The following is a 25,457-nucleotide window of genomic DNA, read 5'->3' as shown; positions in this document are numbered from 1 at the left end:
TGCGCAGCGCAAAACAAAACCGGCCAGCCCTTTCGGGTCTGGCCGGTTTGTCTTTTGTGAAGACGGTTCAGTGTGCGATCAGATCGCCCAGCCGCCTGCGTAGAAGGCCACCAGCGCACCGGCAATCGCCACGGTGCCGATGTTCAGCTTGCGCCATTCGCCGGCCACCAGGCGGCCGATCACCAGCGTGCTGAAGCCGAGCATGATGCCGGTGACGATGTTGCAGGTCAGCACGATGAACACGGCGCAGACCAGGCCGGACAGTGCGTCAACCATGTCGTCCATATGCAGCTTGCTCACGCTGGAGAGCATCAGCAGGCCGACATACATCAGTGCCGGGGCCGTTGCGTATGACGGCACCAGGCCAGCCAGGGGCGAGAAGAACATCACCGCCAGGAACAGCAGGCCGACCACCACAGCCGTCAGCCCCGTCTTGCCGCCGGCGGCCACACCAACCGTCGACTCTATGTAGGCTGCCGCCGGAGCACCGCCGAAGAACGCCGAGAAGATCGAACTGATCGAGTCGGCGGTCAGAGCGCGGCCACCATTGATGATGTGGCCCTTGTCGTTGAGCAGGCCGGCTTGACCGGCGACGGCGCGGATCGTGCCGGTGGCATCGAACACGGCGGTCATGACCAGCGCCAGCACGCTCGGCAGCACCGCGGCCGTGAGCGCGCCGCGGATGTCCATTGCGCCGATCAGCGAGGCATGGCCTGCAGCGGCGAGCGAGGGCAGGGCGAACACGCCGGTGAACTTCACGGCCGGGTCAAAGATCAGGCCCAGGATCGAGATGGCGACGATCACGATGAGGATGCCCCCCGGCACGCGGCGACGCTCCATGCCGAAAATGGCGGCCAGACCCAGCACCGACATCATCACCGGGAAGGCGGTGACATGGCCGAGTGACACGGGCAGGCCCTCACCGGCGTTCTTGACCACCAGACCGACGTCGTTGGACGCGATCAGCAGCAGGAACAGACCAATGCCAATGCCCGTGCCATGCGCCACGCCCGAAGGCAGATTGCGCAGGATCCAGGAGCGCACGCCGGTGGCGGAGATGGCGGTGAAGACCACACCCATCAGGAACACCGCGCCCAGTGCGATTTCCGGCGTCAGTTTTTGCCCCAGCACCAGGCCAAAGGCCATGAATGCGGTCAGCGAAATTGCACAGCCGATAGCGATCGGCAGCTTGGCCCACAGGCCCATCAGCAGCGAACCGAAGGCGGTGGTCAGGCAGACCGCAACGAAGACTGCGCTGGTATCAAAGCCGGCCTTGCCCAGCATGCCGGGCACGACAAATACGGCGTACACCATCGCCATGAAGGTGGTGATGCCAGCCACTACCTCGCGCTTTTGCGTGCTGCCGCGTGCAGAAATCTGGAAATAGCGATCAATGGCACGCGCATCGGCGATGCCAGCGGCGCCAAGTTCCGTCGATGACGGAATGGACTGTTCAGCCATGGTGGGTTTGTCTCCTGGCAGGACTCCGCGCCGGCCGATCGAGGTCGTCCGCGTAGGGTGCCCTGTTCTGGTTTTGATATCGGTACGGGTGCCTGCGTACGCGCGCTGACATTCTCCAGACCGTTGTCTCGCGATTGGTTTTGTCGCGTGGCGCTGCAATCTGCGTGTGGACTGCGCGCTCGTTCTATCGGTGTGAGGGGCGTGCGGCCCAACAATCCGCCGACACTTGGACCGAAGCATAGACGCGCGCTACTGCCGATTCATGCGGCGTGGCGTATCCCGGTCATTTGCAAATTGGTATATCGCGTGGGAAGGAGAACAACGGTGCCCAGGACGGGCGAGACATGCGGCGACGGGTGTGGCGAGTCGTGCACGAGTGTGCCCCAACTCGCCCAAAAAACAAAGCGCAATTAGAAGAAGGCCTGAATGCCGGTCTGTGCGCGGCCCAGGATCAGCGCGTGGATATCGTGCGTGCCTTCGTACGTGTTCACCACTTCCAGGTTCACCACGTGGCGGATCACGCCAAACTCATCGGAGATGCCGTTGCCGCCCAGCATGTCGCGTGCGACGCGGGCGATGTCGAGCGACTTGCCGCACGAGTTGCGCTTCATGATCGACGTGATTTCCACCGCGGCCGTGCCTTCGTCCTTCATGCGGCCCAGGCGCAGGCAGCCTTGCAGGCCGAGCGTGATTTCGGTCTGCATGTCGGCCAGCTTCTTCTGCACCAACTGGTTGGCGGCGAGCGGGCGACCGAACTGCTTGCGATCGAGCACGTACTGGCGCGCGATGTGCCAGCAGACTTCGGCTGCACCCAGCGCGCCCCACGCGATGCCGTAGCGCGCCGAGTTCAGGCACGTGAACGGACCCTTCAGGCCGCGCACGTCCGGCATCAGGTTCTCTTCCGGCACGAACACTTCGTCGAGCACGATTTCACCGGTGATCGATGTACGCAGGCCGACCTTGCCGTGGATGGCGGGTGCCGTCAGACCCTTCCAGCCTTTCTCCAGGATGAAACCGCGGATTTCGTCCTCGCCGTTGTCATTCGGCAGCTTGGCCCACACGACGAACACATCGGCGATGGGCGAATTGGTGATCCACATCTTGGCGCCCGACAGCGAATAGCCGCCGTCGACCTTCTTGGCACGCGTGATCATCGAGGCCGGGTCGGAACCGTGGTTCGGCTCGGTCAGGCCAAAGCAACCGATCCACTCGCCGGTCGCCAGCTTGGGCAGGTACTTCTGCTTTTGCGCTTCGCTGCCGAATTCGTAGATCGGCACCATCACCAGCGACGACTGCACGCTCATCATCGAGCGATAGCCCGAATCCACGCGTTCGACTTCACGCGCGATCAGGCCGTAGCTGACATAGTTCAGGCCCGGGCCGCCGTACTGCTCGGGAATCGTCGGGCCCAGCAGGCCCAGCTCGCCCATCTCGCGAAAGATCGATGCGTCGGTCTTCTCATGCCGGAACGACTCCAGCACGCGCGGCATCAGCTTGTCCTGGCAGTACGACGCTGCGGCGTCGCGCACCATGCGCTCGTCGTCGGTCAGTTGTTGGTCGAGCAGCAGCGGGTCGGCCCAGTTGAAGGCATTGCGAGCAGTCACAGCGGTAGTCTCCGAGTCGTTGTTGTTCCGATATGCGGAACACAGTTTCGAAATTTAGAGCTATCATAGCGCAACCACCGACGATTTCCAGGGCTTTTTTGCCATGAGCACGACCCGTCTCCTCGATCCCGAATTCGATACTGCGCCTGTGGAGTCGAGCGATCCGAATTTCGTCACGGCACTCGCGCGCGGGCTGGAGCTGCTGCGCGCATTCCGCCCCGGCGACACGTTGCTCGGCAACCAGGAATTCGTGCGGCGCACGGGGTTTCCCAAAGCCACGGTCAGCCGGTTGGCCGGCACGCTGGTGTCGCTCGGCTACCTGCGTTACGACGAGGCGCTCGGCAAGTACGGACTTGACGCCGGTGTGCTCGCGCTCGGTTTTGCCTATCTGGCATCGAGCGACGTGATCCAGCTTGCGCGGCCGCACATGAGCGCGTTTGCGCAGCGCTTTGGCGTATCGATCTCGCTGGGTAAGCGTGATCGGCTGGATATGGTCTATCTGGAAACGATCCGCCACGACAGCCCGTCGATGAGCGGGTCGTCCGGGCTGGGCGTGGGCTCGCGGCTGTCGCTGCTTTCGAGTTCGATGGGACGGGCGTATCTCGCATCGCTGCCGGCAGCGCGGCGTGAGCGCTTGTACGAAGCATTGCGCACGCAGCAGCCGGCGCAATGGGCGGCAGAAGGTGCCGCTGCAGATGACGCAGTGAAAGCCGGCGTACGCAATGGCTACGCTGTATCCCTGCGCGATTGGCATCCGGCCATCCACGCGTGCGCAGTGGCGTTCTTCGCCCCGAGCCAGCGCGAGCCGTACGTGGTGAGCTGCAGCGCGCCCTACACGGCCGCCGACGCAGAGCGCATTCGCGACGAACTCGCTCCGGCGTTGCGAGAGTTTGCGGCAAGGCTCGGCCGGGTGGTCGAGCCAGCCATGTAGCTCCTGCGTGATCTACCAGAGGTTGCTCTGACTACAGCATTGGCGCCACGACGGTTTGGCCGTTGAGGCCCCAGATGGCACCTTTCTTTTGACACCGCCAATCACAAATCCGTCCGCAACTTCCACAGCTCCGGAAACAGCACCACATCCAGCATCTTCCGCAGGTAGCTGACGCCTTCGGTGCCGCCCGTGCCGCGCTTGAAGCCAATCACGCGCTCCACCGTGGTCACATGCCGGAAACGCCATTGTCTGAACGCGTCTTCCAGATCGACGAACTTCTCGGCCAACTCGTACAACTCCCAGTGGTGCGTCGGGTCGCGATAGACCTCTAGCCACGCCGCTTCCACCGAAGCGTTGTAGGCGACCGGGCGCGACCAGTCACGCTCGATGCAATCTGCGTCGAATGCAAAGCCGTGACGCGCCATGTAACGCACCGCCTCGTCGTACAGCGACGGCGTTTCCAATGCAGTCTTGACCTGTTCGTAATGCTCGGTGCGATGCGCGTGTGGCTTGAGCATCGCCGCGTTCTTGTTGCCGAGGATGAACTCGATCTCGCGGTACTGGTACGACTGGAAGCCCGACGATTGCCCCAGGTGCGGACGCATGGCCGAGTACTCCGGTGGCGTCATCGTGGCGAGCACGTTCCACGCTTGCACCAACTGATCCATGATGCGCGACACGCGTGCCAGCATCTTGAACGCAGGCGGCAGGTTGTCGTTGCGCACGCAATCCCGCGCAGCGCGCAACTCGTGCAGCATCAGCTTCATCCACAGCTCGGTGGTCTGATGCTGGACGATGAACAGCATCTCGTTGTGATCCGGTGAGCGCGGGTGCTGCGCGTTCAGAATCTGGTCGAGCGCGAGGTAGTCGCCATAGCTCATCGACTTCGAAAAATCGAGCTGTGCGTCGTGCCAGCCTTCGCCCTGGGCGGCGTGCATGGGGCAGCCCGAGGCTGCAGGTTGATTCGGGTTCGACATCTCAGGTCACCAGCGTACGTTCGTTGAATTGGGCCGATTGCCATGCGCCGGTTTCCAGCACATCGCGCAGCACCTCCACGGCATCCCACACATCGGCAAAGCTCGTGTACAGCGGCGTGAAACCGAAGCGCATGATGCGCGGCTCGCGGTAGTCGCCGATCACGCCGCGCGCGATCAGAGCCTGCACCACGGCATAGCCGTTCGGGTGTTCATAACTGACGTGGCTGCCTCGCACGGCGTGGTCACGCGGCGTGATGAGCGTGAGCGGAAAGCCCGCACAGCGCGTTTCCACCAGCGTGATGAAGAGGTCGGTCAGCGCAAGCGACTTGCTGCGCAGCGCGGCCATCGACGTCTGCGCGAAGAGGTCGAGCCCGCATTCGACCATCGCCATCGACGTAATCGGCTGCGTGCCGCAGAGGAAGCGGCCGATGCCGGCGCCGGCGTCGTAGCGCGATTCCATCGCGAACGGCCGCGCGTGGCCCCACCAGCCCGACAGCGGCTGCCAGAAGCGCTCGCGCAGGGCGGGTGCGACCCACACGAAGGCCGGCGAGCCGGGGCCGCCGTTCAGGTACTTGTACGTGCAGCCGATGGCGTAATCTGCGCCGCCGGCGTGCAGGTCCACGGGCACGGCACCGGCCGAGTGCGCCAAGTCCCAGATGGCCAGCGCGCCGTGCTTGTGCGCCAGTGCGGAGACGGCCGCCATGTCATACATGTGCCCGCTCTTGTAGTTCACGTGCGTGAGCATGGTGATGGCCACGTCGTCGCCCAGCGCGCCTTCCAGTTCGTCTGGCGAGTCGATCAGGCGCAGCTTGTAGCCGTCGCGCAGCAAGTCGGCCAGTCCTTCGGCGATGTACAGGTCAGTCGGGAAGTTGTGTGTTTCCGAAACGATGATCTTGCGGCTTGGCGCGTCTTCGCGCTGCACGCGAATCGCCGCGGCCAGCACCTTGAACAGGTTGATCGACGTGGTGTCGGTAACGACGACTTCGTCTTCGCGCGCACCAATCAGCGGGGCCAGTTTGTTGCCCAGGCGGCGCGGCAGCTCAAACCAGCCGGCCTGGTTCCAGCTGCGGATCAGGCCGTCGCCCCATTCATTGGCGACGACTTCCTGCGCGCGGGCGAGCGCAGCTTTCGGACGGGCGCCGAGCGAGTTGCCGTCCAGGTAGATCACGCCGTCGGGCAGCGCAAAGGCGTCGCGCAGCGGGGCGATCGGATCGGCCGCGTCGCGTTCGAGGCAGGAGTTGCGGGTAATGGTCATGTGAATGCGGGGGCGAAGAAAGCGGTTGGTGTTCTCTCGTCGTATCGATCAGCGCAGCCTGCGCAGTACAGCGCGTACCGGGCTTGCATCGAGCGTGGCGAACTTGAGCGGCAGGGCGATCAGTTCGTAATCACCGGCAGGCACGTCGTCGAGCAGCAGCCCTTCGAGGATGGCGAGGCCGTGAGCGCCGACAGCGTGGTGCGCGTCCATGGTCTTGGAGGTCTGCGGATCGAGCGACGCGGTGTCGACGCCGATGAGCTTGACGCCGTGCGCGGCCAGCAGCGCGATGGTCTCGGGCGCAACGGCGGCAAAGCGGTCGTCCCACGCGGTCTGCGGCATTTGGGCGTACGTGCGCAGCAGCACGCGCGGCGGCACGTCGGTCAACGCATCACGCACGTGTTCCGGCTCGACGCGCGCGACGCCCATGCAGTGGATCACGCGACACGGGCCGAGGTAGGCGTCCAGCGGCACTTCCCCGATGGCAGCACCGTCGGCGCGGTAGTGCAGTGGCGCATCGGCATGCGCACCCGTGTGCGGCGAGAGCGTGATGCGTCCGACGTTGACCGGGCAGTCACCTTCGAGCTTCCACGCAATTTCCTGCGAAAACGGCGTGTCGCCGGGCCAAGTCGGCGTGGCGGGCGAAAGGGCGGGGCTGATGTCCCACAAAGTGCGTTCCAAGGCGGCTCCAGGGCAGGAAATTCGGTGAATCCGTGCCGAAATGATAGGGAAATCCACGCGCAATGGGTGTGCATAATCGTGCGTGTGATTTCAATAAATTCGCATAAAATTCAACGTATCAACGTAATCACGCAAAGAACAACGACAGATGCAACTCGACACCACCGATCTGCGCATTCTCAAGGTCTTGCAGGAAGATGGCCGCATCAGTAACCAAGACTTGGCCGAGCGCGTCGCGCTGTCGCCGTCGGCCTGCCTGCGGCGCGTGCGGATGCTGGAAGAGGGCGGTGCCATCACCGGTTACCGGGCGCAACTGGGCCGGACGGCGCTCGGGCTCGAACTGGAAGCCATCGTGCAGGTGTCGATGCGCCAGGACGTGACCGGCTGGCACGAGACCTTCATGGCTGCCGTGCAGAATTGGCCCGAGATCGTGGCCGCCTACATCATCACCGGGGATTGCAACTACATCCTGCGCGTGCAGGCGCCCAACCTGCAGCACTACTCGGAGTTCATCATCGAGCGGCTGTACAAGACGCCCGGCGTAATGGACATCCGCTCGAATATCGTCTTGCGGACCATCAAGGACCGGGATGGCGGCCTGGCGCTGCTGATGGAGGCGCGCGGCGTGCGCCCGCTGGAAGGCGGGGCCACGGGCAAGCGCGGGAAGGCAAACTAGCGCTGTACTTTCTGACGAGAATCAATCCCCTACTGAAAGCATGCGCGGATAGTGCTCCTGTGTTGTCGACCGGAGCGGGCCATGGCCAAGAAGTTTCCGCTGCATCCTGTGCACCCCGAGCGCATCTGCTGGGGCTGCGACAAGTATTGCTCCACCGACGCCCTGGGCTGCGGCAACGGCTCGGGCCGCACGCAGCACCCCGCTGAGCTGCTCGGCGACGACTGGTATGAATTCGGGGATTGGGGCATCGACGCGGAAGCGCCGCAGAAGGCAGGCACTCCCGCCTGATGTGGTTGGCTTGTCAGTCGCCGATGGACGTGAGCGACGAGAACGCGCCGCGATGGAACACCAGCGGTGCACCATCCGCGTTGATCACGCCGCAGCGCTCGACTTCACCCACGAAGATGACGTGGTCGCCCTCGTCATATCGGCTGCGGTTATGGCACTCGAACCACGCCAATGATTGCGCGAGGATCGGCAAGCCGGTGGGGCTCAGGCGGTACTCGATGTTGGCAAAACGGTCGCCCTTGAGCGTGGCAAAGCGCTTGCACAGGTCCAGCTGCTCGGCCGCCAGAATATTGATGACGTAGTGCGAGCCGGCGTGGAACAGCGGAAATGAATTCGCCTGCGTGCCCAGGCTCCACAGCACCAGCGGTGGGTCCAGCGACACCGAATTGAACGAGCTGGCCGTCACCCCGACGAACGCCGGCCTACCCGGGCCACCTTCCGAGCGCGTGGTGACCACCGTCACGCCAGTGGCAAACTGGGACAGTGCATGCCGGAAATGCGCGGCATCGAAATCGGGCGGGGTGGCGCGGCCATGTGGGCGACGAGTTGCCGACGTCTCGCGCGCGGAAGATTCCCTGTCGCGCGCATCCATGGGAATGGCTCCGTGTTGGTCCATGCGAACTACCAAAAGTAATACTCAATTGTAACGGACGCCCGATAGGCCGCCCCGGGGTAGGGCTTTGCGTGATGCGGCGGGCACATGGCGGCGACTGTGTCAGGATTAGAGCCCTCGGCCGACCAATGGCAGCCCCATCAACCGCAGGAGAACCCGAATGACCGAACAACGCACCCTTGAAACCGCCGTCCTGGGCGGAGGCTGCTTCTGGTGCCTGGAAGCCGTGTTCCAGCAGGTGCAAGGTGTCCAGAGCGTGGTGTCCGGCTATGCCGGTGGCCATGTCGATCGCCCGAGTTACCGTGCCGTGTGCAACGGCAACACCGGCCACGCTGAAGTGGTGGCTGTGAAGTTCGACCCGGCCGTGATCCCGTATCGCGAGATTCTCGACATCTTCTTCGCCATTCACGACCCGACCACGGTAGACCGCCAGGGCAACGATGTCGGCCCGCAATACCGTTCGGCCATCTTTGCGCAAACACCCGAGCAGTTAGCGGCGGCGCGCGCGGCCATTGCGGAACTCGGCGCCAGCGACATCTTTGAAGCGCCCATCGTGACGGAACTGGTGGATGCCGCCGACGGCAAGGTGACTTTCTGGCGCGCGGAGGATGAGCACCAGAACTACTTCCGCGACCACCCGGCCCAGGGCTACTGCGCGTTCGTCATCTCGCCCAAGGTGGCGAAGTTCCGCAAGCAGTTCGCGCACCGCTTGCAGGGTTAAAGAGGACGCCGAGGCTACGCTGCGTCCGCCGGCAGGCGCGCGGCAATGGCCTCGGCCAGCTTGATGCACGATAACGGGGACGATCCTTCCGCCTTGTTGCTGACCAGGATCGTTACCTTGCGCCCAGCCGCCAGCGCGGCGACCGCCATGTCGGCCAGCGTCTCACGCGAGAACGGATCTTCATCGACGAGCTTGTTGAACGGCTTGTACGCCGCTTCGGCTTGCGCATAGCGATAGCGGCTGTTCAGGTTCCAGCGCACCACCAGCGGGCCCCCCGCGCCTTCATCCAACAACGCAACGGCGGCGGCTTGCCGGTCCACCGCGGGCATCCGCTCATGCAGGCCAACGCAATAACGCACGCCTGCCGCGCGCAGCATCTTGATGAAGCGAGGCGTGAGCAGCGTGGCATCGCGCAATTCCACCGTGTAGACGGCATCGGGATTGCGTTGCGGATCGAGCGGCGGCAGCGAGGTGAGGAACACCTCAAGCCGTTCCACAAAGCCGGCGCCATCTTCGGCCAGCGCCCCCAGCGGCGAAAGCTGAAACACCAGCGGCCCGCACTTCGTCCCGAGCCCGCGGGTGGCCGGCTTAACAAAATCGCGGATCGCAAATTCGGCATTCAGGAAGGCGGGATTGGCCATGCGCCCGCGCCCGTCCGATTCCCGAATCCACGCGTCGCATACGGCAGAGGTTGCCTTGACTGCAAAGCGGAAATCTTCCGGCACGCTAGCCGCGTAGGCGACGTAGTCCGCCAATGGGATCGGCGAATAGAAACCGCGATCGATGCTGACCGTGCGCAGCAACGGGTGTTGGGCATAAGCCGCCAGGCCTTTGCGCGCGAGCATCGACTCGGAATACTCGCCCGCATACACCAGCCCGTCCCACCCCGGATACGACCACGACGAAGTACCGATGCGCAGCGCGCGCGGCAAGCGCTGCGCGAGCCCAGCCACGTCGGGCGCTACCAGGGCCGGCAGCACGCCTTGGCGGGTAGGTGAGCGTTTGGGTTTCGGCGCGGACTTGCCTGGCTCGGCCGCCGCGTTGTCGCTGGAGGCGGGCGGCGCGCCGAACAGATCGTCGATGGGGGAGCTGGCGGTCAAATGGTTACGCGTAGATATAGCGGCGCGACCACGGGATCGACGTCGCCGACTTGCCGGCCTTCTGCAGCACGGTCTGGAAGATCGAGATTTCGTCGGCGTCGAAGGCGTGCGCGCAGCCGGCCAGGTAGACGCGCCAGATGCGGTACTTCTTCTCGCCCACCAAGTTGCGGATGGTCTCGCCGTTGGTTTCGAAGCGCTCGGCCCAGTGCTCAAGCGTGCGCGCATAGTGGCGGCGCAGGCTTTCAACGTCAAGCGCTTCCAGGCCGCCGTCCTGCGCGGCGCTTAGCGCCAGAGAGATGTGCGGCAGTTCACCCTGCGGGAAGACGTAGCGATCGATGAAATCGCCGCCGCCCATCGAGCTTTCGCCGCCAGCCGTGTCGGAAGACGTGATGCCGTGGTTCATGGCGACACCGCCGTCGGCCAGCAGATCGTGCATGCGGCGGAAATACCCCGGCAGGTTCTTGCGGCCGACGTGCTCGAACATGCCGACGCTCGTGATGCGATCAAACTGGCCGGTGAGGTCGCGGTAGTCCTGGATGCGGATTTCGATCTGGTCCTGCAGGCCGGCCGCACGCACGCGTTCGGTGGCAAGGTCGTACTGGTTTTGCGACAGCGTCACGCCCAGGCAGCGTGCGCCGTACTTCTGGGCGGCACGCAGCACCAGCGCGCCCCAGCCGCAGCCGATATCGAGCAGCGTTTGCCCGGGCTGCAAGCGGATCTTGGTGAGGATGTGGTCAATCTTCTTGAGCTGAGCCTCGTCGAGCGTTTCATCGCCGTTCTCGAAGTAGGCGCAGGAGTAGACCATGTTCTGGTCCAGCCACAGCTTGTAGAAATCGTTGGAAACGTCGTAGTGGTACTGGATCGATTCCTTGTCGCCTTCCTTGGTGTGGGCAAAGTGGCGCACCACGCGGGCCAGCGCATTGCCGCTGCGGGCCGCAGCCGCAGAAGCCAGGCCGTAGCTCACGTTGATGATGTCGGCCAGCTTGCCGTCCAGGTCGATCTTCTCCTGGACGTACGCCTCGCCAAGGTTGTTGAGCGTGGGGGTCAGCAGCAGCGGCAGGGCGCTTGCTTCGCGCACGGTGAGCGTGACGCGGGGCTGCTCGAAGCGGCCCAGTTCGTATTGGTCACCATTCCATAACCGCAGGCGTACAGGAAGGTTTGCAGACTCGCGGATGTCCCGGATCCATTGCTCGAGCTTGCGGTCAATCGCCTGTTGGAAAAACATGTCGACGCCTCCCTGATGTGCAAATGTTCGGGACGGCCATCGGATTGCCGCCCGAACGGATCACATTAGCTTACGACAAACTTTCCCGTTGTGCTGTGCGGGTCTTACGGGCGCGTACCGGGCTAGTCCATTGCCAGCAAGCGCCGTGCCGGCATGACGCGATGCGCAATAACGTATTGCGCGTCTGCCCGTCCGACTATGGGGCAAGGCGCACGATCGTCCAGCTGCCGTCTGCCTGTTTGCGGTATTCCAGCCGGTCGTGCAGGCGCGAGGGCCGGCCTTGCCAGAATTCCAGCCGCTCCGGCAGCAACCGGTAGCCGCCCCAGTGCGGCGGGCGTGGCGGCGCATCGCCAAAGCGCTGGCTGTACTCGGCTTCGCGGGCTTCCAGCGTGGCGCGGTCGGGCACTTCGCTGCTCTGTTCCGACGCCCAGGCACCCAGGCGCGAGCCCAGCGGGCGGGAGTGGTAGTACGCGTCGCTCTCTGCGTCGCTCACTTTCTCGACGATGCCCTGGATGCGCACTTGTCGCTCCAGCCCGATCCAGTGGAACAGCAACGCCGCCCGCGGATTGGCGGCCAGTTCCTCACCCTTGTGGCTGGCGTAATTGGTAAAAAAGGTGAAGCCGCGTTCGTCCAGATTCTTGAGCAGTACAATGCGCGCCGCCGGCTGGCCGTGCGGGTCGACAGTGGCGAGCGTCATGGCGTTGACTTCAGCCACCTCGGCCTTCAGGGCCTCGTCGAACCAGCGGCGGAACTGGCGCAGGGGGTTGGCGTCGACGTCGGCGATGTCGAGCGAAGCGCGGGCGTAATCGGTGCGGATATCGGCAATGGAGGTCATGAGCGGCGGATGCGGCATGAGAACGGGCCGAGTATAGACAAACATCGCCCGCCGTCCTTTGCTTGCGCGCAAAGGGCTGGCACGGTTCGCGCTTTGCGCGGGTTGCTGGCGATCTGTTCTGCGCCGCCTATATTGGCTAGTCAAGGGCGTCAGCCTGGCGGCGCCTGCCATGCTCCCCACAAAAATTTCAACAGGATGTCGAAATGGCCCCCCTTTCCCATTCTCCTGACACCGCCTCCGGCCTGACGCGCCGCCAGTGGCTTCAGGGCACGCTGGCATTGGCTGCGGCCGGGCTGGCGGGCTCGCAGATGCTGCGTGCGGTGGCCCAGGCTCCAACCGAATCGCTCGATGCGTTCATGGCGTTGTCACAGGCGCTGACGGCACGGCCGGTGCTGGATCGTGGCGTCGGCACGCGGTTGCTGGCAGCGCTGGGCAAATCCAGTACCGACTTTGCCGCGCAATTGCGGCCGCTGGCGCAGGCATTGGCAGCGGGCTCGCTTTCCGATGCGCAGCAGAAGACCGCGCTGCAGATTCTGGAGGCGTGGTACCTGGGTGTGGTCGACGGCAATGTCGTCACGTACGAGCAGGCGCTGATGTACAGCGTGGTGTCCGATACGCTCGTCATCCGCACGTATTGCCCTAACCAGCCCGGCTTCTGGGCCGAGCCCCCTGTCGAGAGGCAAGCCTGATGGCCGACACCCAACAAGCCGATATCGTGGTGGTGGGCTCCGGCGTGGCCGGGGCGCTGGTGGCGTACGAGCTGGCGCGTGCGGGCAAGTCGGTGCTGATGCTCGAGGCCGGCCCGCGCCTGCCGCGCTGGGAGATCGTCGAGCGCTTCCGCAACCAGGCCGACAAGATGGATTTCATGGCGCCGTATCCATCGTCGCCATGGGCACCGCATCCGGAATATGGCCCGCCCAACAATTACCTCGTGCTCAAGGGCGAGCATCAGTTCAACTCGCAGTACATCCGGGCGGTGGGCGGCACGACGTGGCACTGGGCCGCATCGGCGTGGCGTTTTCTGCCCAATGATTTCAAGCTGCGCAGTGTGTACGGCATCGCGCGCGACTGGCCGATCCAGTATCAGGATCTGGAGCGCTATTACGGCCTGGCCGAAGCGGCCCTGGGCGTGTGGGGTCCGAACGACGAAGATCTCGGCTCGCCGCGTAGCCAGCCGTATCCGATGGCGCCGCTTCCGCTCTCGTTCAGTGAACGCACGATCAAGGAAGCGCTCAACGCGCACGACGCGCGCTTCCATGTGGTGACCGAGCCGGTGGCGCGCAACAGCCGCCCTTACGACGGCCGCCCGACATGCTGCGGCAACAACAACTGCATGCCGATCTGCCCGATCGGCGCGATGTACAACGGCATCTTCCACGTTGAGAAGGCCGAGCAGGCCGGCGCACGGCTGATCGAGAACGCCGTGGTCTTCAAGCTGGAGGTCGGTCCCAACAAACGCATCGTGGCGGCGCGCTACAAAGACTCGAAAGGTGTCGAGCACCGCGTCGAAGGCAAGTGGTTCGTGCTGGCCGCCAACGGCATCGAAACGCCCAAGCTGATGCTCATGTCGACCAGCCAGGATTTTCCGAAAGGCGTGGGCAATAGCTCCGACATGGTGGGGCGCAACCTGATGGATCACCCCGGCACCGGCGTGAGCTTCTATGCCGACCGCAAACTGTGGCCGGGGCGCGGGCCGCAGGAAATGACCTCGCTGATCGGCTTTCGCGACGGGCCATTCCGCGCCACGCAGGCTGGCAAGAAGCTGCACCTGTCGAACATCTCGCGCATCGAGCAGGAGACGCAGCGCATCTTCAAGGAAGGCAAGCTCATCAAGCCCGTCGAACTGGATGCGCGCATCCGCGACCAGGCCGCGCGCTACGTGCAGTTCGACAGCTTTCACGAGATCCTGCCGCTGCCCGAGAACCGCATCGTGCCGAGCGCGACGGAAGTGGATGCCATCGGCATTCCGCGCCCAGAGATCACGTATCACATCGACGACTACGTCAAACGAAGTGCGGTGCATACACGCGAGGTCTACGCTACGGCGGCGCAGGTGATGGGCGGCACCAATGTGGAATTCCACGACGACTTTGCCCCCAACAACCACATCACCGGCGCGACCATCATGGGTGCGGACCCGAAAGACTCCGTGGTCGATAAGGATTGCCGGACGTTTGACCACCCGAACCTGTTCATCAGCAGCAGCTCCACCATGCCGACGGTGGGCACCGTCAACGTGACGCTGACCATCGCGGCGTTGGCGTTGCGTATTGCCGATCAACTGAAGAAGGAGGCGTGAGATGAAAGCGATCGCTTCTTTCTCGTTGGTGGTGCTGACCGGCTTGGTGGCCAACGCATGGGCGAAGGACACACCGGCTGACACCGCGCAGATCAAACGCGGCGAATACCTCGCGATTGCGGCGGACTGTGTGGCCTGCCATACGGCGCCGGGCGGCAAGCCCTTCGCGGGCGGCTTGCCGATGCAGATCCCGATGCTCGGCACGATCTACACGAGCAACATCACGCCCGATGAAGAGACTGGTATCGGCAAATGGAGCTACGAAGAATTCGTGCGGGCCGTGCGCCAAGGCGTGGACGATGAGGGCCACAACCTTTACCCGGCCATGCCATACCCCTCTTTCGCGAAGATCAACGACGCAGACATGCGCGATCTTTACGCGTACTTCCGCAACGGCGTCGCGCCCGTGCGGAACGATCCGCCGCCGAGCACGATTCGGTGGCCATTGAACATGCGCTGGCCGCTCAAGCTGTGGAACCTCGTCTTCCTCAAGAGCGAGCCGTACACCCCCAGGGGAGACAAGTCGCCGACGTGGAATCGCGGTGCGTACCTCACGCAAGGCCTCGCACACTGCGGCACGTGCCATACACCGCGCGGTTTCGCCATGCAGGAGAAGGCGCTGGATGAGCACGGCAGCGGTTATCTGGCGGGCGCAACGCTTGCGGGCTGGACGGCGTTCAATATCACCTCGGACCCAACGAGCGGCATCGGCGCGTGGAAGCCCGAACAGCTCGTGCAATACCTGCGTACCGGCAGCGTGCCCGGGGTGGCGCAAGCTGCAGGGCCGATGGGCGAAGCGGTGCAGCACAGCTTTTCGCGGATGACGATGCAGGATGTCGAGTCCATCGCCGAATACCTGCGCACGGTGCCCGCGGTGAGCAACAACCTTGAACGCGCACGGCAGGATTGGGGCAAGCCCGCCACCGATGTGACTGCGTTGCGCGGCAAGCCCATCGAAACCACCGTCGACGCCGCACGCCTGTACCTCGGCAATTGCGCCACGTGTCACCAAGCCGATGGACGCGGCACGCCCGACGGTTATTACCCGCCATTGCTGCACAACACCACGGTGGGCGCGCGGGACACGACCAATCTTGTGCAGGTGATTCTGTTCGGTATTGAGCGCAAGGCGGGTGACAAGCACATCGGCATGCCCGCGTTTGGGCGTCAGTTGTCCAACGAACAACTCGCCGCGCTGACGAACTACGTCACGCGCCAGTTCGGCGATCCGGCCACGCCGGCGGTGACTGCGGAAGCCATCGCAAAGCGGCGCTCAGCAAAGTAGCAGCGACGATGCCGGCGGCAGGTCAGCCGCCGGTTGTCAGCGGATCGCGCGATGCGGGTGCTGCGCGACGCTGGCGCGCGCCGGTCTTGCTCGAATCGGGCTGCGTCGATTTCAAGTCGCCTTCCGGTGTGCGCCCCGGGTTATTGCTGTGATACGTTTTGCCTGGCGGCGGCGCGGTCGGGCGCTGGCGCACATCGGCCAGCAGCTTGCCGCAAGCGCTCTCCGGTGCAGGCTTGAGTTCCAGCACCGGTAGTACGGCCGCCACCGGCGCCGTCAATGCCAGCGCCACTGCGCCGCCCGCACGCAGCGCCACGACAGCCGGGTTGACCGACACATCCGGATGCTTGTATGTGCCCTTCACATACAGCGGCGTGCGCAGCGAAAACACGCGCAGCCCTTTCGAATCGGGGTGAATGGTGAAGTCCAGCGCCTCTTGCTTGAAGCTCGTCGCGCCGGTCACGTCGATGACGGCATCCTGCGTATCCACCACAAACGTGCGCGCCTGCGCCAAGCCATTGCTCACGGCAAAGTCGCCGGCCGCGCAATTGATGGTGACCTGCTTGTCGCCGAAGAGCTTGGTAAGGATCACGTTGCCCACGTTCAACCCCATGGCTTCCAGGAGGAACTTGCTGATGGTGCCTTGCTCCACCAGGAGCTTGACCTCGCCGTTGGATGAGCCGAGCAGCGCCGCCACCGAGTTGCCTGTGGCCGAGAGCCGCGCATCTCCGTTGATTTCGCCCACGCTGGCGCGTACGGATTCGATCTTCGGGAACAACTGCTTGATCTTGAAGTGACGTGCCGCCAGTGCGGCGCGCGCCTGCATGGGCGTAGCGTGTCCGTCGAGCTGGATGTTGGAGGTGAGCGTGCCGCCCGCAATGCCGAAGTTGAGCGGGTCGAGTGTGAGCACCGCGTTCTGCAGCTTGACGTGCGTGACGAGGTGGTTGATCGGCAGATCTGCTGTGTGGACGATGCGCTCGCCGGTGAACTTCACGTCGGCATCGATGGCGTTCCAGCGATCGGTGCGGAAGGGCTCGACCGGCAGTACCTTGTCTGCGGGCTGGCGCACGGTTTTGCTGTCGCCCGGATCGGCGCTCGGGTCGGCGCGCTGTGCCTTGCTGGCGTTGGAGTCGGCACCGATGATTGGCGCGAGGTCGGCAAACAGCAATTGATGCGAGACCACTTCGCCTGTCAATTGCGGGCGGGGCTCGCGCATCGCAAAGGTGAGCGTGCCGCTCAAATCGGAACCACCCACGCGGCCCGTGAACTTCTCGTAGCGCCAAGTCGATCCTTGCTTGCGCAGTTCGCCGATCAGTTGGCCACGTGTGTCGAACGGCGGCGTGTCGGGCAGCACCACGCCCGTCAGCGGATACAACTGCGCCATGCTCGCGCCCGACAGGTGCAGGCGCAAATCGATCGCCGTCAGGCTTGCGGGGTTGGTGAGCGTGCCAGCCAGATCAATGCGTGTCTTGCCGACGGTCACATCGGCCTGCAGCGGGTAGGGCCGTTGTGCATCCTGCAGACGCAGCACGCCGCCGGCCTTGCCGCTGCCCTTGATGGCGGCGTTGTTGTAGGTGCCCTTGACCGTCCAAGCGATGCCGTAAGGCTGCTGCGGATCCGGCACTACCGGCGTCTGTGCCGCGGTGTCGGATGCTGCCGCGCCGGAAGCATCCGACACCTTGTCGGGCTGGTCCGCGCTCTTGATGGGCGTGCCGTTGGTGGCGGTGTACAACGCTTGGTTGTCGACGGTGTCGATGGTCGCCGCCAGGTGAATGCGCTTGATGTCATCATCCAGCGCCAGCGAGCCCTTGCTGAATGCGATCTCGCGCAGGTCCAGTTTCCAGTCCGAGGGCTTCTTGTTGTCGCCCTCGCTGCCCGCCAGGTTGAATGTCCAGTTGTTGCGGTTCTGCTTGTCGCGCTCCAGCGCAATGGCGGGCGTGTCCAGTGTCACGCTCGGGACGACGATGCGATGTGCCAGCAGTGGCAGCGCCTCCAGCACAAACGTGAGTTGATGGATGGTGGCCACATTCGGCTGCTTGGCCCAGTCCGGGTTGCCGACGGTGATGTCGTTGGCGACCAATCGCGGCCAGGGCACATACGCACGCCAGCCGGATTCGCCCTCGGGCTTCTTCCACGTGAGCATCAGGTCGCCGTTGATGGCGAACGGGCGCCCGATGGCTTGCGAGACGCGGTCGTTCAGATAGGGCTTGGCGCGGTTCCAGTCGAACGTCAGCACAAGAATGGCCGCCGCTGCCACGATGACGACGGGTGAGATGACCAGTCCGAGGGCGAGTTTGCCGGATGTACGCATCGTCTTTTTGTTGGTATTGGCACAAAAATGCGACTGCGCACGTTGATATATAGTTCGGCGCAACCACGATTCAATTGTGTCATGAGCCAAGTAGCAATCAGCGCGCCCGCGCACCCGCCCATCCTCGATGATGAATACGCACGCCGGTTTGGCGGCGTTGCCCGGCTGTACGGCCCGCAAGCGCTCGAGCGTTTTGCGGCGGCGCACGTGTGCGTGATCGGCATCGGCGGCGTGGGGTCGTGGGTAGCCGAGGCGGTGGCGCGCTGCGGTGTCGGCAGGTTCACGTTGATCGACCTCGATCACATCGCGGTGTCCAACACCAACCGACAGATCCACGCGCTGGGCGACGCGTATGGCATGGCCAAGGTCGACGCCATGGCCGAGCGCATCCTGCAGATCAATCCGCGCGCCGAGATCAGCCGCATTGACGATTTCGTGACCGTCGAAAACGTCGAGGCATTGCTCGGTCATCCGTTCGATTACGTGATCGACGCCATCGATGCGGTGAAGGTGAAGACGGCCATCATCGCGTTCTGCAAACGCACCGGCAAACGCGTGGTGACGTGCGGCGCCGCCGGTGGGCAGCTGGACCCGACGCGCATTCGCGTGACGGACCTCTCGCGCACGATTCAAGACCCGCTGCTTGCCAAGGTGCGCGGCAACCTGCGCCGCCAGCACGGCTTCTCGAAAAACCCGAAGTCGCGCTTCGGTATCGACGCAGTGTTCTCGGATGAGCCGCTGCGCTACCCCGAACCCGGGCAGCAGGCGTGCGCCGTCGAGTTGCCGGTCGAGTCGAGCCACGCCGGCATTGACGACCTCGCAGCTGCGGGGGACATTGCTGTGGTCAACGCACCGCCAGCGCCGCAGCCCATGCAGGGCCCGCAAGGCCTGGCATGCGCGGGCTTTGGTTCCTCAGTATGCGTGACGGCGGTGTTCGGGATGGTGGCAGCGTCAACGGCGCTGCGCGCGATTGCCGCCGTATGACGGCATGCCTTAGCGCGGGATGACCTGATCCAGCTTCTCGCGGATGGTGTCGGCATACACGCCCGACCACCCGTCTCGCGGCTGGCTGTTGGCGAAGACCACAAACCCAGGCATGACCGACACGCCGTATCGATCGGCGGTGCCCTGGTTCTCGTCGAAATCCATGGTGACGAATGTGGCGCGTCCGGCGTAGCTCGATTCCATCTGTTCCAAGCTGGCTACGGCGGACTGGCTCGGATGGCTCCACTTTGCGGCAAAGCACACCACCACCGGGTTGCGTTGCGAGGCGTCGATCACATCGGATTGAAACGAGGCATCGTTGACGATCTTCATGGGCGCTCCCAGGGTGGAGTGGACGCCCGCGCAACCAGGGCCAGCGGGCAGGGCCACTCTGACTCTAGGCAGCGGACCGCCGATCGACAACCCGCGTTCAGCCGACGTGCTCGATGTTGCGCATCGAATTGCCCATTTGCGCCAGATATGTCGTCATCATGCGGTCCATCACGTCGACATGCTGGGCAAACCAGGCGGGCAATTCCGCCACCAGCCGGCGGCCCAATTCCATCTCGCCGGCCGCCGCGCGCTTGCGCACTTCGCGGCACAGCGCCAGCACGTTGTCGTGCTCGCCGCGGTGGCAGTGACGCGGGGGAAAATCCGCCGCTTCCATCCATGCGTTTTCTTCGCCGAAATGATGCTCGGTGTGGTCGATGAAGGCGTCGAGCGCGGGGATGAACTCGGCGTCCGATGCATCGGCAACGGCGTTGAGCAGCGCACAGAATTCGACGTGGTTGGCGTCGGTGGCGGCATCTCCGAGGTGGAGTGCTTCAGACCATTCGATCACGGGCATGGCGGCGCAGGGGTAGGGTGGAATGGGCCATCAGCTTACGCGATGGCCCGTGCGCCCGGGTTTGACGTGGGGCAAATCGCCTATTCGGCGTCGGCTGCGGGATGCTGCTGAAGCACTTCTATCGCACGCGTGTACAGCGCGACCGACGGTGCATAGCCGCGCCCGATCTGGTACAGCGTGCCGCCCTGTTCCGCCAGCAGGCTGGGGAAGCCGTTGATGCCCCAGCGGCGTGAGAGGCGGAAGTCTTCACGCGTTTCGTCGCGCAGGGCAGCCGTGTCGAACACGGCATCGAAGTGTTCCGCCGCAACGCCATTGGCGAGTGCAACGTCGCGCAGGACATCGGCGTGTGTGGTGTCGCGGCCGTCGGCATAGAAGGCGCGCTGGATGGCGTGGAAGACGGTGAGCACGCGTTCGTCGTCCTCGGCCCAGTGTTCGCGTGCCATGACGACGGCACGGCAGGCGGGTTCGGTGTCGTACACGAAGCCCTCGCGGCGCATGGCCACCTCGGGTGACTGGTCGAACGGCATGCCGCTGCGTTCGGCCACGGCATGCCAGTGGTGGAGGATTTCGTCGCGCTTGTCTGCGGCCATCGGTTCGCGCTGGCCGGGGCGCAGGCCGCCCGTGACGAGCGTAACCGGCACCGGCGCACCCAGCGTGTCGGCGAGCCGCTTGCGCAGGTCAGCCAACTGCGGGCCGAAGCCGTAGCACCAGGAACACATCGGATCGGCTACGTAGATCAATCGCATGATGGCTCCTCAATTCAATTTGGACGCCAGTTGCCGGCGCCAGTGCGATACCGCCTGCGGCGCGTCGCGCATCATGTCGAATACCGAGACCATCGTCTTGCGGGCAACGTCGTCACGGAACGCGCGATCCCGCTCAACGATGGCGAGCAATTGCTCCAAGGCTGCTTCGTAATCCTGGCCGGCGATGTACTGCTGTGCCAGATCGAGCCGCGCCTGCAGATTACCGGGCTCTGCCTCCACGGCCGTGCGAAGGGCGCTGGCGTCGGGCAGCGTATCAGCCCGTTCTGTGGCCTTCAGGCGCGTTTCCAGCGTAGCGTAGCGCTCGTCCTGCGGCGCCTTGGGCGAAAGCAAGGCGAACTCGCCCTGCGCGGTATGCGCGTCGCCGCTGTCCAGCAGCAGGTTCACCAGTTCAAAGCGGGCGGCGTCGAAACCGGGGTCGAAGGCCAGCGCGTTCTGGAACGCTTCGCGCGCGTGGGCGGTTTCGCCCGCTTGGCTCGCGGCCAGTCCTTCGCGATAGGCGACTTCCGCAGGCTGCGGAATCACACGGTCCAGGAATGCGCGCAATTGTGCTTCCGGCAAGACACCGACGAACTGGTCGACCGGCTTGCCATCCACGAACGCCACCACATACGGGATGCTGCGCACGTGAAACTGGGCGGAAAGCTCGGGGTGTTCGTCCGAGTTGACCTTGGCGAGCTTCCATTTGCCAGCGTACTCGGCCTCCAGCTTTTCCAGCATTGGCCCCAATGTGCGGCACGGACCACACCACGGCGCCCAGAAATCGACCAACACCGGGATTTGGCGAGAGGTTTCGATCACTTCGTGCGCGAAATTCTGCGAGGTGATGTCGCTCATCGTCGGGATTCTCCTGAGGGCAATGGCGCCGGCATGCACCGGCGAGAGGTATCGTGCATTTTAGTTGGGGGTGGACCGGGCCGTTTCCAGGCCGTCCGCCGGCAGTCTGTCCGCCGCAATAACGTATGTCAGGGCAACGGTTGAAAATAGAACGATCGTTCGGATACCATCCGGTAAAAACAACACACAGATTCACGGAGACATGGCATGACACGACCGCACTTCCAGTTCTGGCCCCGACGTTTGCCGCACAACATCAGCTCGCCGCAAACGAGCCTTTGGTACAACCTGGAAGTGTCTGCGCGACGCTATCCGGACAAGGACGCGATCATCTTCTACGGTCGCCATACCCCCTTCCGTGAGCTGCACGACGATGCCGTGGCCGTGGCGGGCTGGCTGCAGCAGGTGGCGGGCGTGCAGAAGGGCGACCGCGTGCTGCTGTACATGCAGAACTGTCCGCAGTTCATGGCCGCGTACTACGGCATCTTGCGCGCGGACGCGGTGGTCGTACCGGTCAACCCGATGAACCGGCCCGAAGAGTTCAAGCATTACATCACCGATTCGGGCGCTGCCACGGTCATCTGCAGCGCAGATCTGGCCGTCAACGTCACCACGGCCAACGCCGAGTTGCCGGAGGCGCAGCGCACCAAGCATCTGCTGGTCACGTCGTACGCCGATGCGCTGCCGGCCCAGTACGAATACCCCGAAGACGCCCCGCCCGCGTGGATCACCGCGCAGCATCCGGCGCAGCCCGGCGCCGTGGCATGGAACGACGCGCTCGCGCAGCGCCTCGTGCCGGGCCCGCACACCGCCGGGCCGGACGACCTGGCCGTGATGCCATACACGTCGGGTACCACCGGCTTCCCAAAAGGCTGCATGCACCCGCATCGCACGGTCATGCACAACGTGGTGGGCGGCTCGCTGTGGTCGAGTTCGACCAAGGAGGGCGTGAGCCTGTCGATCATCCCGCTGTTCCACGTGACCGGTATGCAGTACGGCATGAACGCGCCGATCTACATGGGCTCGACCGTCGTGATGCTGCCGCGCTGGGATCGCGAGGTGGCGGGGCGGCTGATCTCGCGCTACAAGATCACGCATTGGACGAACATCCCCACCATGGTGATCGACTTCCTGGCGAGCCCCCAACTGGCGGAGTTCGACCTGTCGAGCCTGGCCTACATCGGCGGCGGCGGCGCGGCGATGCCCCAGGCCGTGGCCGAGCGGCTGCTGAAGGATTTCAACCTGGCGTACCAGGAAGGCTACGGCCTGTCGGAGACCATCGCGCCCACGCACAGCAATCCGGCCGATCGGGCCAAACAGCAATGCCTGGGCATTCCCGTGTTCAACACCGACGCTCGCATCGTCGATCCGCAGACGCTGAAGGAGCTGCCGATTGGCGAGGTGGGTGAAATCATCGTCAGCGGCCCGCAGGTGTTCCTGGGCTACTGGGGCAAGCCGCAGGCCAGCGCCGAAGTCTTCATCGAGTTCGAGGGCAAGCGGTTCTTCCGCACGGGCGACCTCGGCAGGATGGACGAAGACGGGTACTTCTTCCTCACTGACCGTCTGAAACGCATGATCAACGCGTCGGGCTTCAAGGTCTGGCCGGCTGAAGTGGAAAGCCTGCTGTACAAGCACCCCGACGTGCAGGAGGCCTGCATCATCGGCACGCGCGACGCGTATCGCGGCGAGTCGGTCAAAGCGGTGGTGGTGCTCAAAGCCCACGCCAAGGGCAAGACCACCGAAGACGACATCATCAACTGGGCGCGCGACAATATGGCCGCCTACAAGTACCCGCGCGTCGTGGAGTTTGTGGATGCGCTGCCCAAGTCGGGGACGGGCAAGGTGATGTGGCGCACGTTGCAGGAGCAGGAAAACGCAAGAAATGAAGCCACCGAGAAACCGGCGGCGGCGTAAAGGAGAAAGGGAGAAAGGGGCCCGAGTGGCCCCTTTTTCAATGTCCGCGCGCCTTGAACAGCAGTGCGCCGATTCCGTGGAAACCACGCTGACGCGCGTGCCGCATCGGCGTGACGCCACCGCGGTCGGCCAGGTTCGGGTCGGCGCCGCCGTCGAGCAGGAGTTGCACGGTCTTCTCGTATTTGTCGCTGCCATCGCCCAGGGCCACGGCTTCGAGCAGCGCGGTCAGGCCCAGGTTGTTGGTGGCATCGGGCGGTACGCCGGCCTTGACGAGTTCGTTGACCACTTCTACGTAGCCACGGCGCGCGGCCGGAATGAGCGCGGTGTCGCCGTCAGCGTTGGTGGCGCGCAGATTGGCGCCGTGCGACAGGGCTAGGCGCACCGTTTCCGCATCGCCCTGGATGGCAGCGAGCAGGAAGGCGCTGTTTTGCGTGTTGTCCTGCAGGTTGACGTCGGCGCCAGCCTGGATGAGCAGGCGTGCCGCTGCACCCATGTGCGCCGTGACGGCGGCGATGAGGGCCGTGCGGCCATCGGCATCGCGTGCCTTGAGGCTGGCGCCTTCGGCCAGCAACTGCTGGATGGCCATCGTGTTGCCGGCCTGCGCGGCGAGGATCAGGTCGCGGTCGCGTGTGGCGGGTTCGCTGCGGCGGACGGGGCGTGCGTCGGGCGTACGGGCCGCGCCGGGTGCCACTTTGGCGCTGGCGTTGGCCGCGACGTGCAGGACCGGCAGATGCTGCTCCTGCCACGCGTTGGCCATGTCGCCCACGGCCAGTGCCATCCCCAGCATGACGCCGATGAGCTGGTTGAGCGCGGGATGCGGGGCGATAAGCATGGCGGGCGGGTTCAGGCGCTGAGATAGGGGTCGGGCAGCGGCGCGGTGTCCGTTGTGTCTGCTGCCGTGGCGGGGCTGTTTGCCGCGTCGGTGGCCTGCAGGCGCGACCACAGGCGGTCCAGATACGGATCGTGCAGCCCATTGCTGGCCAGGCCGATCAGCGTGCGCTGCAGGTATTCGCGTGCCGGGCCGTACAGCCCGACTGCCTCGCGCAGGCAGCCCACCACGCGCTCGTCGGGCAGGCGGCCGGCATAGGCTTCGTGCGAGCGGTTCATAACGAAGGCCAGCGCCAAGACACGTCGACCGTTGATCTCGGTGGGCAGCCAGCGGGGGAGGTAGGCCCCGGTCAGCATTTCGCGGCGCCAGAGCACGCGGAATTCATGCTCGGCATGCTCGCGCGGCACGCGGAAGGCCACGCCCCGGCAGCTGCCGCCACGGTCCAGGCCGAGCACCAGCCCTGGGTTGTCCCAGGTGCCGCGGTTGATGCGGGAATAGAGATAGAAGCCACGGTGATAGCCGTGCACCGTGGCGCGGGCGGCCTCGGTGTGGAAGATCATCGGGTTCCAGATGAGTGAGCCGTAGCCGAACACCCAGGCGTCCTGGCATTCGCCGTGCGCAGCCGACAACCGCGCGAGCGTCGATGCAAGCGACGCTTCCAGCGCAGCCTCGGTCAGCAACGACGACGCGACGGGCGAATCACCCAGGGCGGCGCGCAACCGGTTCTGTTCGAGATCCTCTCGGGTGACGGCCATGTCGCAAGCATAGAGCAATCGTTACGAGTGGTCACGCAGGCGGACGGCCTATAGCCCGGAAACAGGGCGTTGCGAGTCGCGGGGAGGGTTGACTATGGCGCGGCCGCAACGGTGAAGCATTGCGCAGCCGGAAAACTGGAGGCGGGGGATCGGAATTGAACCGTCTTATACGGCTTTGCAAGCCGCAGCATTGACCACTCTGCCACCCCGCCGGGGGAGGCGGGGGGGGGGGGGGTGGGGGGGGGGGGGGCGGAGGGGGGGCGGCGCGGCG

The 25,457-nt window shown here is 64.5% G+C and carries 25 protein-coding genes and 1 tRNA gene; 9 read left to right on the top strand and 17 right to left on the bottom strand.

Annotated elements, in window-relative coordinates:
• Nucleotides 1-78: 78 nt before the first annotated feature.
• Together R2N16_RS00130 and R2N16_RS00125 are read right to left on the bottom strand one after the other, a co-directional pair.
• Nucleotides 79-1,461: an NCS2 family permease gene (locus R2N16_RS00130; RefSeq protein ID WP_428984075.1), complete on the bottom strand. Its 1,383-nt coding sequence runs from the start codon at nucleotides 1,459-1,461 to the stop codon at nucleotides 79-81.
• Nucleotides 1,462-1,871: 410 nt separating this feature from the next.
• Nucleotides 1,872-3,065, bottom strand: a complete 1,194-nt coding sequence (locus tag R2N16_RS00125; RefSeq protein ID WP_316663332.1) for an acyl-CoA dehydrogenase — start codon at nucleotides 3,063-3,065, stop codon at nucleotides 1,872-1,874.
• A gap of 103 nt (nucleotides 3,066-3,168) precedes the next feature.
• On the opposite strand from R2N16_RS00125, the gene R2N16_RS00120 reads away from it, so the two are divergent.
• Nucleotides 3,169-3,996, top strand: a complete 828-nt coding sequence (locus R2N16_RS00120; protein ID WP_316663331.1) for an IclR family transcriptional regulator — start codon at nucleotides 3,169-3,171, stop codon at nucleotides 3,994-3,996.
• A gap of 101 nt (nucleotides 3,997-4,097) precedes the next feature.
• On the opposite strand, the gene kynA is transcribed toward R2N16_RS00120, so the two are convergent.
• Genes kynA through kynB form a run of 3 tightly spaced genes read right to left on the bottom strand, consistent with a single transcriptional unit; the run spans nucleotide 4,098 to nucleotide 6,906 of the window.
• Nucleotides 4,098-4,934 (bottom strand): tryptophan 2,3-dioxygenase, encoded by an 837-nt coding sequence (gene kynA, locus R2N16_RS00115; RefSeq protein ID WP_428984078.1) that lies wholly within the window; start codon nucleotides 4,932-4,934, stop codon nucleotides 4,098-4,100.
• Nucleotides 4,935-4,974: 40 nt separating this feature from the next.
• A complete protein-coding gene (kynU, locus tag R2N16_RS00110; RefSeq protein WP_316663326.1) occupies nucleotides 4,975-6,228 on the bottom strand; it encodes a kynureninase in 1,254 nt (417 codons plus the stop codon).
• A 48-nt stretch (nucleotides 6,229-6,276) separates the two neighbouring features.
• A complete protein-coding gene (kynB, locus tag R2N16_RS00105; RefSeq protein WP_316663323.1) occupies nucleotides 6,277-6,906 on the bottom strand; it encodes an arylformamidase in 630 nt (209 codons plus the stop codon).
• Between the two features lie 148 nt (nucleotides 6,907-7,054).
• On the opposite strand from kynB, the gene R2N16_RS00100 reads away from it, so the two are divergent.
• Nucleotides 7,055-7,582 (top strand): Lrp/AsnC family transcriptional regulator, encoded by a 528-nt coding sequence (locus R2N16_RS00100; RefSeq protein ID WP_316663322.1) that lies wholly within the window; start codon nucleotides 7,055-7,057, stop codon nucleotides 7,580-7,582.
• A gap of 81 nt (nucleotides 7,583-7,663) precedes the next feature.
• Nucleotides 7,664-7,870 (top strand): DUF3079 domain-containing protein, encoded by a 207-nt coding sequence (locus tag R2N16_RS00095; protein ID WP_316663319.1) that lies wholly within the window; start codon nucleotides 7,664-7,666, stop codon nucleotides 7,868-7,870.
• A gap of 13 nt (nucleotides 7,871-7,883) precedes the next feature.
• On the opposite strand, the gene R2N16_RS00090 is transcribed toward R2N16_RS00095, so the two are convergent.
• Nucleotides 7,884-8,462, bottom strand: coding sequence for a flavin reductase family protein (locus R2N16_RS00090; RefSeq protein WP_316664201.1), 579 nt, complete (start codon nucleotides 8,460-8,462; stop codon nucleotides 7,884-7,886).
• A 181-nt stretch (nucleotides 8,463-8,643) separates the two neighbouring features.
• Between R2N16_RS00090 and msrA the strand changes: the two genes are divergently transcribed.
• Nucleotides 8,644-9,204, top strand: coding sequence for a peptide-methionine (S)-S-oxide reductase MsrA (msrA, locus tag R2N16_RS00085; RefSeq protein WP_316663317.1), 561 nt, complete (start codon nucleotides 8,644-8,646; stop codon nucleotides 9,202-9,204).
• A 14-nt stretch (nucleotides 9,205-9,218) separates the two neighbouring features.
• Here msrA and R2N16_RS00080 read toward each other — a convergent pair whose 3' ends face one another.
• The 3 genes from R2N16_RS00080 to pdxH all read right to left on the bottom strand — a co-directional run bounded on the left by R2N16_RS00080 (nucleotide 9,219) and on the right by pdxH (nucleotide 12,364).
• Nucleotides 9,219-10,304 (bottom strand): DUF72 domain-containing protein, encoded by a 1,086-nt coding sequence (locus R2N16_RS00080; RefSeq protein WP_316663315.1) that lies wholly within the window; start codon nucleotides 10,302-10,304, stop codon nucleotides 9,219-9,221.
• A 4-nt stretch (nucleotides 10,305-10,308) separates the two neighbouring features.
• Complete coding sequence (locus R2N16_RS00075; RefSeq protein WP_316663312.1) at nucleotides 10,309-11,529, bottom strand: class I SAM-dependent methyltransferase; 1,221 nt, start codon at nucleotides 11,527-11,529, stop codon at nucleotides 10,309-10,311.
• Nucleotides 11,530-11,725: 196 nt separating this feature from the next.
• The gene (gene pdxH / locus R2N16_RS00070; protein WP_316663310.1) at nucleotides 11,726-12,364 is read right to left on the bottom strand and encodes a pyridoxamine 5'-phosphate oxidase; all 639 of its coding nucleotides are present in this window, start codon (nucleotides 12,362-12,364) and stop codon (nucleotides 11,726-11,728) included.
• Nucleotides 12,365-12,567: 203 nt separating this feature from the next.
• Between pdxH and R2N16_RS00065 the strand changes: the two genes are divergently transcribed.
• From R2N16_RS00065 to R2N16_RS00055, 3 genes are read left to right on the top strand one after another with little or no spacing between them, the layout of a single operon-like run.
• Nucleotides 12,568-13,053 carry a sugar dehydrogenase complex small subunit gene (locus tag R2N16_RS00065; protein WP_316663308.1) on the top strand — a complete coding sequence of 162 codons (486 nt, stop codon included), beginning with the start codon at nucleotides 12,568-12,570 and terminating at the stop codon, nucleotides 13,051-13,053.
• Nucleotides 13,053-14,663 (top strand): GMC family oxidoreductase, encoded by a 1,611-nt coding sequence (locus tag R2N16_RS00060; RefSeq protein ID WP_316663306.1) that lies wholly within the window; start codon nucleotides 13,053-13,055, stop codon nucleotides 14,661-14,663. The genes R2N16_RS00065 and R2N16_RS00060 overlap by 1 nt, the downstream gene beginning before the upstream one ends.
• A gap of 1 nt (nucleotide 14,664) precedes the next feature.
• Entirely contained in the window at nucleotides 14,665-15,948 is a 1,284-nt protein-coding gene (locus R2N16_RS00055; RefSeq protein WP_316663304.1) for a c-type cytochrome, read from the top strand.
• A 22-nt stretch (nucleotides 15,949-15,970) separates the two neighbouring features.
• On the opposite strand, the gene R2N16_RS00050 is transcribed toward R2N16_RS00055, so the two are convergent.
• On the bottom strand, nucleotides 15,971-18,256 hold the full coding sequence (locus tag R2N16_RS00050; RefSeq protein WP_316663302.1) for an AsmA family protein: 2,286 nt from the start codon (nucleotides 18,254-18,256) through the stop codon (nucleotides 15,971-15,973).
• 81 nt (nucleotides 18,257-18,337) lie between these two features.
• On the opposite strand from R2N16_RS00050, the gene tcdA reads away from it, so the two are divergent.
• Nucleotides 18,338-19,240, top strand: a complete 903-nt coding sequence (gene tcdA, locus R2N16_RS00045) for a tRNA cyclic N6-threonylcarbamoyladenosine(37) synthase TcdA (RefSeq protein ID WP_316663300.1) — start codon at nucleotides 18,338-18,340, stop codon at nucleotides 19,238-19,240.
• A 9-nt stretch (nucleotides 19,241-19,249) separates the two neighbouring features.
• On the opposite strand, the gene R2N16_RS00040 is transcribed toward tcdA, so the two are convergent.
• The 4 genes from R2N16_RS00040 to trxA all read right to left on the bottom strand — a co-directional run bounded on the left by R2N16_RS00040 (nucleotide 19,250) and on the right by trxA (nucleotide 21,688).
• Complete coding sequence (locus R2N16_RS00040; protein ID WP_316663298.1) at nucleotides 19,250-19,573, bottom strand: thioredoxin family protein; 324 nt, start codon at nucleotides 19,571-19,573, stop codon at nucleotides 19,250-19,252.
• A gap of 97 nt (nucleotides 19,574-19,670) precedes the next feature.
• Nucleotides 19,671-20,087: a bacteriohemerythrin gene (locus R2N16_RS00035; RefSeq protein WP_316663297.1), complete on the bottom strand. Its 417-nt coding sequence runs from the start codon at nucleotides 20,085-20,087 to the stop codon at nucleotides 19,671-19,673.
• Between the two features lie 80 nt (nucleotides 20,088-20,167).
• The gene (locus R2N16_RS00030; protein ID WP_316663295.1) at nucleotides 20,168-20,833 is read right to left on the bottom strand and encodes a DsbA family protein; all 666 of its coding nucleotides are present in this window, start codon (nucleotides 20,831-20,833) and stop codon (nucleotides 20,168-20,170) included.
• Nucleotides 20,834-20,842: 9 nt separating this feature from the next.
• Entirely contained in the window at nucleotides 20,843-21,688 is an 846-nt protein-coding gene (gene trxA, locus R2N16_RS00025) for a thioredoxin (RefSeq protein ID WP_316663293.1), read from the bottom strand.
• 207 nt (nucleotides 21,689-21,895) lie between these two features.
• Here trxA and R2N16_RS00020 point away from each other — a divergent pair, with 207 nt between their 5' ends.
• On the top strand, nucleotides 21,896-23,602 hold the full coding sequence (locus R2N16_RS00020; protein WP_316663290.1) for a long-chain fatty acid--CoA ligase: 1,707 nt from the start codon (nucleotides 21,896-21,898) through the stop codon (nucleotides 23,600-23,602).
• A gap of 37 nt (nucleotides 23,603-23,639) precedes the next feature.
• Here R2N16_RS00020 and R2N16_RS00015 read toward each other — a convergent pair whose 3' ends face one another.
• The 3 genes from R2N16_RS00015 to R2N16_RS00005 form a co-directional block, all read right to left on the bottom strand.
• Nucleotides 23,640-24,434: an ankyrin repeat domain-containing protein gene (locus tag R2N16_RS00015; protein WP_316663288.1), complete on the bottom strand. Its 795-nt coding sequence runs from the start codon at nucleotides 24,432-24,434 to the stop codon at nucleotides 23,640-23,642.
• An 11-nt stretch (nucleotides 24,435-24,445) separates the two neighbouring features.
• Entirely contained in the window at nucleotides 24,446-25,186 is a 741-nt protein-coding gene (locus R2N16_RS00010) for a gamma-glutamylcyclotransferase (protein WP_316663286.1), read from the bottom strand.
• Nucleotides 25,187-25,322: 136 nt separating this feature from the next.
• Nucleotides 25,323-25,398: transfer RNA gene (locus R2N16_RS00005), tRNA-Cys, on the bottom strand.
• Nucleotides 25,399-25,457 lie beyond the last annotated feature (59 nt).

Source organism: Ralstonia psammae, assembly GCF_958405935.1.
Lineage (GTDB): Bacteria > Pseudomonadota > Gammaproteobacteria > Burkholderiales > Burkholderiaceae > Ralstonia > Ralstonia psammae.
The sequence above is the reverse complement of the archived record's forward strand: the minus strand, read 5'-3'. Positions and strand labels throughout refer to the sequence as shown.